Genomic DNA, 9464 nt, shown 5'->3' on the forward strand with positions numbered 1-9464 from the left:
TCAAAGCATAAAAGATTATACCGGAGAATCAGTTGCGCTGGAATTATCATTACTTAATAAAATAGCTCTTATTCTATCAATGTGAACCTGTGACATTTTTGCTCTTTCATTGGCTGATTGCGCGACAGCTCCTTTTTGATCCTGTGCCATCGTGGTTAAAAGGTTTTTTCTTTCTTCAAACATTCTTAAAGCCGTCCACATCGTTTCTTCAATTTTCATGGTTTGTTCCGCTAATAATGCAGCTGCAGTGTAGGCGTGACCAGTGTGGCATCTGTAGCGAAGATCAGATCCTTCATTCATTTTCCATAAAACACCTCCACAACCCGGGCAATTAAACGGAACCTGTTCTCCCAATGAATTTACCGCCGGCAAATCGCTCAATACACGTTTGGCAATTTTAACCTCTTTAATAATATCTTCCGGAATTGGTGTTTGCTTTTTAGGTTTTTCAGAAATCAAAACAGAAAGAATACCGCCCATTTCGGCTATTGGCACGCAATAATCCGGTTTCATTTGATTTAGCGCATTTTTAGGCATGTCTGGATAATCGGCATCTGCAGGATCCTGAACAATGCAAATACCTCCACATCTCTGAATCGCAATTAATCCCGAGGTTCCGTCATCAAGATATCCGGTTAAAAGAATTCCGATGGTTCGACTGCCAAAAGAAGTGGCTGCCGATCTAAATAAAGGGTCAATTGCAGGACGCGAACGATTTTCCTGCGCTCCTTTGGTTATCAAGACCGAACCATTTTCTTCGATCATTAAATGATTGTCAGAAGGAGCAAGGTAGATATGTCCGGCTTTAATTTGCTCGCCTTGCTTGGCATGAACACAAATGAGCTTTCCAATTTTATTTAATTCACTAAGCAATGCTTCACCTGTAGCATCTGATGAGATATGTTGCACAATCAACAAAGGAGCTGGGAAATTTTTTGGCAATTGTTCTACCAACGCTATTAACGCCTTCATTCCTCCGGCCGATGTTCCAACAACAACTATATGATTATTTTCTTTCATGATTTCTAATTGATTAAATAATTTAATCCCCCGATTGTGGATTTACATTTTCCTAAATATGAGCCATACTTTAATTGACTAATGTGTTAAATGGAACACCAGCCTTTTCAGATCTCACTTAAATTATAACTATAAAGGATAAGTTATTACGTTGCAGAATTTTTACCAATTTTGGTTTTAATTTTAAAACGCTAAAATTATTGTAGTTTCTATATCTAAAGTATCTTATCATAACATACAAAAGTTACATAACAATGATAATCTATTTCATTATTAAGGGCTGTCGATTTGTGTTTTTAAAGCCTGAGGAAGATTTGGAGAAATTATTAATCTAAAAAGGCCTTAAATAATTAAGGCCTTGATGATATTGGAATTCAGGAAATATCTAATTGAAATAGGTCGTAAAATATTCCACAAGATTTTCATCACTCATTTTATTAGAAGTGCTTTCGCTTGATACTACATTTTTATATTGTGCAGTTTCAGCTAAAAATTTAATAAACTGTTCCTGACTTTGTCCCGTTCCTGTAATATGAATTTGATCAATATTAGGCATCTTACTTGCAATTTCTTTGAAGAATTTTTGCGTTAAGGTAATTTCCTGATTATTTGAAGCGTTTTCACTCGAATTATTATCTGGTCCCGCATTTTTTACATGTCCAAGTATAACGAATTCTCCATTATCTACATTTTCTTTTCCTACGATTGTTGCGTTGTGGGCATCCATCCAAACTCCAAACGACTTTTTGTTTTTATCTGACATAATTTTATATTTTCTTAAAGATAACCTTCTGAAAATTAAAAGCATGGCACTTTGGGTAAAGATTGTGATTTCTAAAATGACGAATAGTGTGAATTGCGCCTTTATTTAAACCATAAATTTTGCGAGATAGATTTGAATTAGGTATTATTTTTCCTCCTCTAAATTGTCTACAGCAGAAATCTGGTCAAGTATATTGGTTTGATTCGGAGAAATGTAGTTTTTGATCTCGCTGGTGTTTTCTTTCTTAAAAAGCATATCTAATGCATTGTATAGTTTTAATAACACATCCCGGTCTTCTTTTTCAATCTCTAAAGCAGTATTAAAATTAAAAACGTAATTATTCGAATTGCGTACTTCTACTTTTATCGTTTTTGATGTGATTTTAAATTTTACTATATCCATGCTTTTTTAAATTACTTAATTTGAAAAAATGTTGTTTTAAGCGTCGCTTTTTCCGTTTTCACCGTTTTTTTTAAATTTCTTACTGAATTTTACTACTTGTTGAGAGCTAATTTAAATAAAAAACCCCTAATCAATTAATGATTAAGGGTTTATTTTCTGTAGCGAGGACGGGAGTTGAACCCGTGACCTCAGGGTTATGAAAAACAAACCCATACTTTTACATCCTAGTACTTACATTGTAAATCAGTAACTTATGACTTCCTATTTATGATTAATATATTCGTTTTTTACCGTTGTATAATCGTTTAGGGTTGCCGGCATTATTAATTCTGTAATGCCTTTGTTTGTTGAGGTTTCAAGGAATTGAACACTTTTTTTTCTACACCAAAAATCCAGTTTGCATTTACATTAAATACGCTACATGCTTTTCTAATATGTTCAGTTGTAAAATGAGCTTTGCCCTGTTTTATCCGTGTTAGATTTTGTTTTAAAACGCCAACTGAATCTCCGAAATCTTTATCATATTCTATCGTGCCCAATTCTTTTAGCAGGTTTATAAGCTCGAATATTTTAAGATCAGTTTCGTTCATTGATTATTAATCTTTATTTTGCCAAACATTTAACATATTCTTTTATTTTCTCTCCATTTTTTATTTCACCATCATAGACGTATAACCTATTGTCAGTAATTATATTTTCTTTTAATAAATTTAAATCTTGCGAATTTAACTCAACAAATGCTGAATATATATAACCGCTACCACCTTTGTTAACTTTAACTTCAATTTTCGCATCTGGCTTATTGATTCTTTTATTATTCGTCAAAAGAAGTATCAGTCCTTTAGCTCCTACATTTAATGTTGGTCCTTGCTCATTAATTGCTAGGTATATTTTTGAAACTTTATCTTTTTCTACCTTTATAACAGAAATACCTTCGGAGTACTCTGTACTGTATGATACATCTCCGGTAAATTTATCAGTTGAAACTTTTATCTTCTTACAATAAAAATCTGAAGGTAAATCTAAGCCTCCCACTACGTCAAAGGGATATTTAAAATCATATCTAGGATCATAATCGAAATAAATAATTCCAGTTTCATTATTCTCTATTTTTAATTTGTATTTACTTGATCCGATTAAATTAGTATAAGGTTCGTAGCTTAGAACCTTAAATGTTTTTCCAACTAAGCTTTTATATTTTGAATTATAACTTTCACAACAATCATATTTAGTTTTAAGTTTTTCATCTTTATAGAAATCATCATAGCCATATTTTTGCAAAGTTTCACTTTTTGGTAAAACAACTATATCTTTATCTGTAAGTAATTGTATGTCTTCACCAGGGAAAATTTGTGAAAAGCAGAAAGTCGAAAATAATAACCCTAAAAGCGTAATTGTTTTTTTCATTTGTTAGTTTTTAAAATGTTCTTTTTATTATTTTAAATATTTGTTTTACATCATTAAGTTCAATATTGAAATCTTGATATTCCGGACTTGTATTTCTGGAGTGACAGGTGATAATTCCCTTTTCTAAATCTTGACCTATAATATCTTTACATACGATAGTATCCTTGTGCACAATAATCCATCCATATTGAGAATCTCTAAAGCCATCTTTCCAATGCTGACGTCCTAATTCTCTACAAAGAGTTATACAGCCTTCAGGATTGTCATATAGGCCTCCATTGTCCATGCTATCTCCTTTTATCTCAAATGCTACATAGTTTCCTCTAGCATATTGGTCCACATAGAAGTTAACCTCGTTAAATCCGTCAACGAAATCTCCATCGCAGCAATCACTTATATAAGTTGCATAAGCTTTGGCAGGAACTAATGGAACTGTCATTATAAATTTCCCGTTTTCTAGTTCCTTGAATGTGTTTCCGTTTTTGTTAGTTATGCTTTCGTTGAAAGAATCATCTGTTTTTAATAGTTGTTTTATATTATGCTGCTCTTTAGTTATGTATTTAGTTATGTAATTTTCCAGTATCATTAAAGTTGACTTTCGTGGATTAGTTGATGATCCATTTAGTATTTTATTTATACCTACTTCCGTCAAGGGCTCTGTTTTCGCTATCTCGTAAGCAGTTACCCCGCTTTTTTTTATTGTTTCTACAATCTTTGTAAGTTCCATATTATTTATAATAATTATAAATTGCGTAACTGTTATGCAATTTTAATGTAATTAATTTTTTCTTTACATAATAAGTTATGTATATTTGTATTGTCAATATGAAAAAGCAAATATAGTTATTATGAAAACACTTACAGCATTACTTAGAAAAGTTTTTAAAACGCAATCATCAGAAGAGCAGTTAGATGCTTACATCAAATCAATCAGACAAAAACCTCAGTACTCTGATTTGAGAGTTGGTACTTCTGACAAAAAGAATCCGAAAAAGTATATCGATTTAGAATCATCCGGAAGTTTGGTTCTAGCATAAAAAAAACAGCCCCAGTTTTCATAGAGAACATATTGACACGGTGGTTTGGGGCTTCCACCTGTCAATAAAAAAAACGAGACCAATGGAAATCAAAGAATCAATTTACGAGCTTTTAAAAACTGATTACAACTTATGTCTTTTGATAGCCAGCAAATTAGGCTTGCAAGTTGGAAGTGTGAAAAGTTGGGCTTACCGTGGCCAATACGCCAAAGTAGGACATTACAAAGTAGTTAAAATAATTATGGAGTATGCAAACCTTACTGAGAATGATTTTTTTGACATGGAAGAAAAAGCAGTTTCAACGAAATAAATGAGCTATGAACAAAGCTGAAAAAATAAAGTTTATAAAAAGCCAATTACACGAATTAGAAATTCACGAAGAGCTTTTTAAACAAGGATTAAGTTCGATTACTAGCCGTAAGAGAAACTTAGAATTGGAGTTGGATAGTTTGGGAGCTTCCAACTCCACCCGAAAGGGCAAGTTCGAATTATCACCTGAACTGAAATTACAAGCAGTTGCTTGTTTGACAAAATAAAAAAACCGCTCACGGGAATGAACGGTTTTAAATCAAATTTTATAAACGCCTTGCAGGGCATAAATAACAAATAGAATGGCAAAGTTAGAAGAAATTACAAACAAAGCTCAAACAATCAGAAAAAATATTTCTGCATTTGAAAAATTAAGAGGTGTTTGTGTGAGGTTGTCAACATACTACTACAGAGAAGGCAACAATCCAATGAATGAAATAATGAAGTTGAGACTGGAAAAAGTCAAGCAAAAGTTAAATGAGTTGTACACGGAGATTATACCAATCGAAAAAGAAAGAATTTCTCTTTTGAAAGAACAACCAAAAACCGTAACACACCAAGTTGTAAATCTTAACATCAAACACTACGAATCATGGATGCACTAACCAAAAAAGAAAAAAAAGTATTAGGTCAAGCTTTAAGATTATTGTTTGACAAGAGCGAAGATTTCAAAACCAGTACAACGGTTTTGGAATTAGCTCAAAAGTTTGAAACTAAAAACGCAGATGAAATGAAAAATGATCTGCAATTCATAACTAACAATCCTTTCTGATTATGGCAACAACAACTATAGAAGCTCAAATATACACCGTGTTTGATACAAGTAAAAAAATAGCAAATGATACTCCAGACTTACTTCTAATATCATTTGATCGACGTGGACAAAGCTTTGTTTGCAATTGCAGTAAAGTTTTTAATAATGATCAAGTTCCTTTTTTCAGTCTGATAGTTTGCACAAAAGGAAAGCTTTCTGAATTGGTTTCAACCTTCCTGTTAAGTGAAAAAATCAGATTCAGATTCGAAAACACAACAGATCCTGATTTTATGAATATCGAATCGAATATCAGGAAAGTCTTTTTTAATGACTGGCTATGTAACAAGACACATAATATTCACCAACGTGACTTTCTTCAAGTTGAAAAAGCACTAGAAAAAATCAAGTAAAATGAATTTAGATACAGAACGCGCAAACAGAATGTTCAATTTATTTATGATCGCTTTCATCATAGCCTTTGTAATTGGTTTCGGATTAGGAGCTTTCGCAACTTGGTTAGTCTGTCAAATATAACATCATGGAAGTAAAATTAAATCAAACCTATAGAACTCCGGAAGGACGGATTCTAAGGGTAAAAACAGTTCGAGATTCTGGAGTTCACACTTTGCAGCAAATCGATGAAAATGGGAATATAATTCCAGATGTCAAAAACTCATTCGGACATGTAATCGATAGATCAGAAAGATTTTGTTCTGATGAAACGATAGCAAAATTTAAAAAGATCAAATAGTAAAACAATAATCAAATTTTAAAAACAATGGAAATAGTAACATTAGAATCAGTAAAAGTTTCAATGCTTCCAGAATTGCAGGGATGGAAGGAAAAACAAGAAGCTGTTGTAACGGCAAACCCTTTTATCATCATCACGGATAACAAAACTTACGAAGAGGCTAAGAAAAGAAGAACCACTTATGTAACTGCCAGAACTACGGTTGAAAAGCAAGATACTTTGATCGCTTCTAAGCTTAAAAATGTTCGTGATGAAGTGAAAACCGAAACCAAAAAGTTAGTTGACATCACTCTTCCACATGAAGAAAAGCAGCAAGCAGAGGTTAAAAAATATGAAGCTGCTAAAGAAGCTGAAAGATTGGAAAAAGAAAGGATCCAAAAAGAACTTGACGAAGCAATTACCAATCGTATTGAGCAGATTTATCAAGAATCTAAATCCACTATAGACAACTTGCAGTTCCAAGATATTAAAAAAGTTACTGCTGAATTTGAAGAGGTTTTATTAAAAACAGATACAGAGGAATTTGGAGAATTTGAAATGCAGTTCGCTTCAAAAATAAACCTCATCAAAAGCCAACTGGCTGACAAAACTAAATCACTTACTGAAAAAGAGCAACAGCGTATTGAAGCGGAAAAACTAGCTAAAGAAAGGGAAGAGTTCGAGGCTCAGAAAAAAGCAAAAGAGGAAGCTGATAATAAAGCGAAAGCAGAAAGCGAAGCAAAGCAGAAAGCTATCGATGAAGCTAATAAAAAACGTCAAGATGATCTTGATGCGCGACAAAAAGCAATTGATGAAGCTGAGGCCAAACGTAAATCAGAAGTTGCTGCTCAGGAAAAAGCTGAATCTGATAAAAAGGCTAAAGAAAAAGCCGAAAAAGAAGCTAAGGAGAAAGCAGAAAGCGAAGCAAAAAGGCTTGAGGAGTTGAAACCTGATCGCGAAAAAGCTCTTCAATACATCGAAAGTTTAATGTTCGAAAAAGAATTTCCAGACATTAAAAACGAGGCAATAGCTAAAGCTCTGGTTGAAATTAGAGATGGCCTAAACAGTACAATTATCGAATTCAATAATCAAATTTTAAATATCAAATAATGGAAAATGTAAAACCGGAATTATTTCCAAAAAACGGAGAAGTAACTTTTATCATGCCATCTACTAATGCTATTGGCGCATTAAAATCAGCTGGAGTAAACAGAAAATTGACAGTTTCATATATGGAAAAGTCAGAGTGGATTGCTAAAAAAGATGAACCAGTAGAATGTTTCTTCTTAGGATTCAAAGAAGCTACTGATGCAAAAGGAGGAACATACTTCATGGCAAAACTACATGATGGCGAAAAAGCATTTTTAGCTGGGCAAACAGTCTTAATTCAAGCGTTAATGAATACTAAAATCGGTCAAGGTGTTAGTATTAAATGTACAGGAAGTAGTAAAACAACTGGAGGAAATGACATTCCATTGTTTGATGTTGATGAGTTGAATATAAACATTTTTGATGCTAACAACGAAGAATAACTTCGCTGGTATTGATTTAGAAGAATTAAGAGCGGAACATGAATCCGCTCTTAATAAAATGAATCAAAAAAGCAAAGAGGAAGAATGGCTGGAACAACGTAAAGGAAAGTTTACAGCTTCTGAATTTGTGAGATTGATGGGATATGAAGATAAGGAGGGTTTTCCGGATGGAGCTATTACTTATGTAACTGAGAAGATCCTTGAAGTTGTCACAACAAATGAAAACAAACAGCTTGCAACAAAATCTGTTGAGCATGGAAAAGATACTGAGATTGAAGCTGTAGAAAAGTTTATGCAGCAGTTCGGTATTGAGGTTTACAACTTTGGAGAAGATCAGCAGTATGTTGAATTAACTAAAGATGTTGGATGTACACCGGATGGATTAATTGGAGATGACAGAGGAGTTGAAACAAAATGTCCAGACAGTAAAACACACCTTCATTATCTGGAAAATTTAACACTTGAAAACTTCAAAAAGGAATGTACAAAGTACTACTGGCAGATTCAAGGAAGTATGTATATCACAAGTCGTAAAAGTTGGTTTTTTATTAGTTATGACCCACGATTTAAAAACGAAAGCAAACGTCTTTTTGTCCTTGAGATACAAAGAAACGATACTGACATTGCCAAGTTAGAAAAACGACTAACAGAAGCAGTAAAAAGAAAAAGACAAAGACTTAAAGTATTTGAATAATGGCAACACCTAGAAAAATAGCGGTTACAACTGAAGTTGAAAATGGAAAGTTCGTTGAGAACAGAAACTTAATTGTAGATGCAATTGGAATTTATGAAGGTAAAAAAGTAACTGTCACCATCGAGCGCCATTACAACAAGAGAAGCAATAAGCAAAACCGCTATTACTGGGGTGTTATCGTTGAGCATTGGAAAAACATACTCCGCGAAGAGTGGGGAGATATTTACCTTGAATCGGATGTTCATGAGTTTTTAAAAACGAACCTGAGTTTTGAAGAGGTTATTGATGAAAGCACCGGAGAGGTGGCAATTAATCCGATAACACACGAAACAATTCGAAAGCCAAAATCAACTACAAAAAATAGCACTTTCGGACAAGAAGAATATCACGAAGCATGTCGCCAATTAGCATGGGAAATGTTTCAATATCAAATTCCATTACCGAATGAAGATTTAGAACAACCAATAGATGTACAATTTAAATAAAAAATAAAAAAATGGAAAACACAAACCAAGAAAAAAGAAACGCACTATATGTTTTGAGTTTAGGTAAAAATGCAACTCAAGATACTTTGAACAATCTGAGTGCTTATACTTTGAACAATCTGAGTGCTGATACTTTGAAGAATCTGAGTGCTGATACTTTGAAGAATCTGAGTGCTTATACTTTGAACAATCTGAGTGCTTATACTTTGAAGAATCTGAGTGCTGATACTTTGAACAATCTGAGTGCTTATACTTTGAACAATCTGAGTGCTGATACTTTGAACAATCTGAGTGCTTATACTTTGAACAATCTGAGTGCTTATACTTTGAA

General features: G+C 33.2%; 19 protein-coding genes. 13 read left to right on the forward strand and 6 right to left on the reverse strand.

Annotated features, from left to right (window positions below; translation table 11 throughout):
• Window positions 1–15 precede the first annotated feature (15 nt).
• From EV143_RS10860 to EV143_RS10885, 6 genes are all read right to left on the reverse strand, one after another.
• Window positions 16–1020, reverse strand: a complete 1005-nt coding sequence (locus EV143_RS10860; RefSeq protein ID WP_133507949.1) for a chemotaxis protein CheB — start codon at window positions 1018–1020, stop codon at window positions 16–18.
• 385 nt (window positions 1021–1405) lie between these two features.
• Window positions 1406–1783, reverse strand: a complete 378-nt coding sequence (locus EV143_RS10865) for a hypothetical protein (protein WP_133507950.1) — start codon at window positions 1781–1783, stop codon at window positions 1406–1408.
• A 144-nt stretch (window positions 1784–1927) separates the two neighbouring features.
• Window positions 1928–2185, reverse strand: a complete 258-nt coding sequence (locus EV143_RS10870; RefSeq protein ID WP_133507951.1) for a hypothetical protein — start codon at window positions 2183–2185, stop codon at window positions 1928–1930.
• A 323-nt stretch (window positions 2186–2508) separates the two neighbouring features.
• Window positions 2509–2775 (reverse strand): helix-turn-helix domain-containing protein, encoded by a 267-nt coding sequence (locus tag EV143_RS10875; RefSeq protein ID WP_133507952.1) that lies wholly within the window; start codon window positions 2773–2775, stop codon window positions 2509–2511.
• A 13-nt stretch (window positions 2776–2788) separates the two neighbouring features.
• A complete protein-coding gene (locus EV143_RS10880; protein ID WP_133507953.1) occupies window positions 2789–3592 on the reverse strand; it encodes a hypothetical protein in 804 nt (267 codons plus the stop codon).
• A 10-nt stretch (window positions 3593–3602) separates the two neighbouring features.
• On the reverse strand, window positions 3603–4319 hold the full coding sequence (locus EV143_RS10885) for a S24 family peptidase (RefSeq protein WP_133507954.1): 717 nt from the start codon (window positions 4317–4319) through the stop codon (window positions 3603–3605).
• Between the two features lie 121 nt (window positions 4320–4440).
• Here EV143_RS10885 and EV143_RS10890 point away from each other — a divergent pair, with 121 nt between their 5' ends.
• The 13 genes from EV143_RS10890 to EV143_RS10945 form a co-directional block, all read left to right on the forward strand.
• Window positions 4441–4629: a hypothetical protein gene (locus EV143_RS10890; protein ID WP_133507955.1), complete on the forward strand. Its 189-nt coding sequence runs from the start codon at window positions 4441–4443 to the stop codon at window positions 4627–4629.
• Between the two features lie 82 nt (window positions 4630–4711).
• Window positions 4712–4939 (forward strand): hypothetical protein, encoded by a 228-nt coding sequence (locus tag EV143_RS10895; RefSeq protein ID WP_133507956.1) that lies wholly within the window; start codon window positions 4712–4714, stop codon window positions 4937–4939.
• A 7-nt stretch (window positions 4940–4946) separates the two neighbouring features.
• Window positions 4947–5165, forward strand: a complete 219-nt coding sequence (locus EV143_RS10900; protein WP_133507957.1) for a hypothetical protein — start codon at window positions 4947–4949, stop codon at window positions 5163–5165.
• 75 nt (window positions 5166–5240) lie between these two features.
• The gene (locus tag EV143_RS10905) at window positions 5241–5543 is read left to right on the forward strand and encodes a hypothetical protein (RefSeq protein WP_133507958.1); all 303 of its coding nucleotides are present in this window, start codon (window positions 5241–5243) and stop codon (window positions 5541–5543) included.
• On the forward strand, window positions 5531–5710 hold the full coding sequence (locus EV143_RS10910) for a hypothetical protein (protein WP_133507959.1): 180 nt from the start codon (window positions 5531–5533) through the stop codon (window positions 5708–5710). Before EV143_RS10905 ends, EV143_RS10910 begins: the two co-directional genes overlap by 13 nt.
• Window positions 5711–5712: 2 nt before the next feature.
• Complete coding sequence (locus EV143_RS10915; RefSeq protein ID WP_133507960.1) at window positions 5713–6102, forward strand: hypothetical protein; 390 nt, start codon at window positions 5713–5715, stop codon at window positions 6100–6102.
• Between the two features lies 1 nt (window position 6103).
• The gene (locus EV143_RS21900; RefSeq protein WP_262710975.1) at window positions 6104–6226 is read left to right on the forward strand and encodes a hypothetical protein; all 123 of its coding nucleotides are present in this window, start codon (window positions 6104–6106) and stop codon (window positions 6224–6226) included.
• A 4-nt stretch (window positions 6227–6230) separates the two neighbouring features.
• The gene (locus tag EV143_RS10920) at window positions 6231–6443 is read left to right on the forward strand and encodes a hypothetical protein (protein WP_133507961.1); all 213 of its coding nucleotides are present in this window, start codon (window positions 6231–6233) and stop codon (window positions 6441–6443) included.
• 27 nt (window positions 6444–6470) lie between these two features.
• Complete coding sequence (locus EV143_RS10925) at window positions 6471–7532, forward strand: hypothetical protein (RefSeq protein WP_133507962.1); 1062 nt, start codon at window positions 6471–6473, stop codon at window positions 7530–7532.
• Window positions 7532–7954: a hypothetical protein gene (locus tag EV143_RS10930; RefSeq protein ID WP_133507963.1), complete on the forward strand. Its 423-nt coding sequence runs from the start codon at window positions 7532–7534 to the stop codon at window positions 7952–7954. The genes EV143_RS10925 and EV143_RS10930 overlap by 1 nt, the downstream gene beginning before the upstream one ends.
• Window positions 7935–8648: a lambda exonuclease family protein gene (locus EV143_RS10935; protein WP_133507964.1), complete on the forward strand. Its 714-nt coding sequence runs from the start codon at window positions 7935–7937 to the stop codon at window positions 8646–8648. Before EV143_RS10930 ends, EV143_RS10935 begins: the two co-directional genes overlap by 20 nt.
• Window positions 8648–9133: a hypothetical protein gene (locus EV143_RS10940; RefSeq protein WP_133507965.1), complete on the forward strand. Its 486-nt coding sequence runs from the start codon at window positions 8648–8650 to the stop codon at window positions 9131–9133. The genes EV143_RS10935 and EV143_RS10940 overlap by 1 nt, the downstream gene beginning before the upstream one ends.
• An 11-nt stretch (window positions 9134–9144) precedes the next feature.
• On the forward strand, window positions 9145–9464 hold a 320-nt coding region (locus tag EV143_RS10945), incomplete at its 3' end, for a hypothetical protein (RefSeq protein WP_208111267.1).

The organism is Flavobacterium chryseum (assembly GCF_004362015.1).
Taxonomy (GTDB): Bacteria; Bacteroidota; Bacteroidia; order Flavobacteriales; family Flavobacteriaceae; genus Flavobacterium.

Coding starts and splice junctions, on each gene's coding strand:
- EV143_RS10860 (WP_133507949.1), bottom strand. CDS start 1,020: ATGAAAGAAAATAATCATATAGTTGTTGTTGGAACATCGGCCGGAGGA.
- EV143_RS10865 (WP_133507950.1), bottom strand. CDS start 1,783: ATGTCAGATAAAAACAAAAAGTCGTTTGGAGTTTGGATGGATGCCCAC.
- EV143_RS10870 (WP_133507951.1), bottom strand. CDS start 2,185: ATGGATATAGTAAAATTTAAAATCACATCAAAAACGATAAAAGTAGAA.
- EV143_RS10875 (WP_133507952.1), bottom strand. CDS start 2,775: ATGAACGAAACTGATCTTAAAATATTCGAGCTTATAAACCTGCTAAAA.
- EV143_RS10880 (WP_133507953.1), bottom strand. CDS start 3,592: ATGAAAAAAACAATTACGCTTTTAGGGTTATTATTTTCGACTTTCTGC.
- EV143_RS10885 (WP_133507954.1), bottom strand. CDS start 4,319: ATGGAACTTACAAAGATTGTAGAAACAATAAAAAAAAGCGGGGTAACT.
- EV143_RS10890 (WP_133507955.1), top strand. CDS start 4,441: ATGAAAACACTTACAGCATTACTTAGAAAAGTTTTTAAAACGCAATCA.
- EV143_RS10895 (WP_133507956.1), top strand. CDS start 4,712: ATGGAAATCAAAGAATCAATTTACGAGCTTTTAAAAACTGATTACAAC.
- EV143_RS10900 (WP_133507957.1), top strand. CDS start 4,947: ATGAACAAAGCTGAAAAAATAAAGTTTATAAAAAGCCAATTACACGAA.
- EV143_RS10905 (WP_133507958.1), top strand. CDS start 5,241: ATGGCAAAGTTAGAAGAAATTACAAACAAAGCTCAAACAATCAGAAAA.
- EV143_RS10910 (WP_133507959.1), top strand. CDS start 5,531: ATGGATGCACTAACCAAAAAAGAAAAAAAAGTATTAGGTCAAGCTTTA.
- EV143_RS10915 (WP_133507960.1), top strand. CDS start 5,713: ATGGCAACAACAACTATAGAAGCTCAAATATACACCGTGTTTGATACA.
- EV143_RS21900 (WP_262710975.1), top strand. CDS start 6,104: ATGAATTTAGATACAGAACGCGCAAACAGAATGTTCAATTTATTTATG.
- EV143_RS10920 (WP_133507961.1), top strand. CDS start 6,231: ATGGAAGTAAAATTAAATCAAACCTATAGAACTCCGGAAGGACGGATT.
- EV143_RS10925 (WP_133507962.1), top strand. CDS start 6,471: ATGGAAATAGTAACATTAGAATCAGTAAAAGTTTCAATGCTTCCAGAA.
- EV143_RS10930 (WP_133507963.1), top strand. CDS start 7,532: ATGGAAAATGTAAAACCGGAATTATTTCCAAAAAACGGAGAAGTAACT.
- EV143_RS10935 (WP_133507964.1), top strand. CDS start 7,935: ATGCTAACAACGAAGAATAACTTCGCTGGTATTGATTTAGAAGAATTA.
- EV143_RS10940 (WP_133507965.1), top strand. CDS start 8,648: ATGGCAACACCTAGAAAAATAGCGGTTACAACTGAAGTTGAAAATGGA.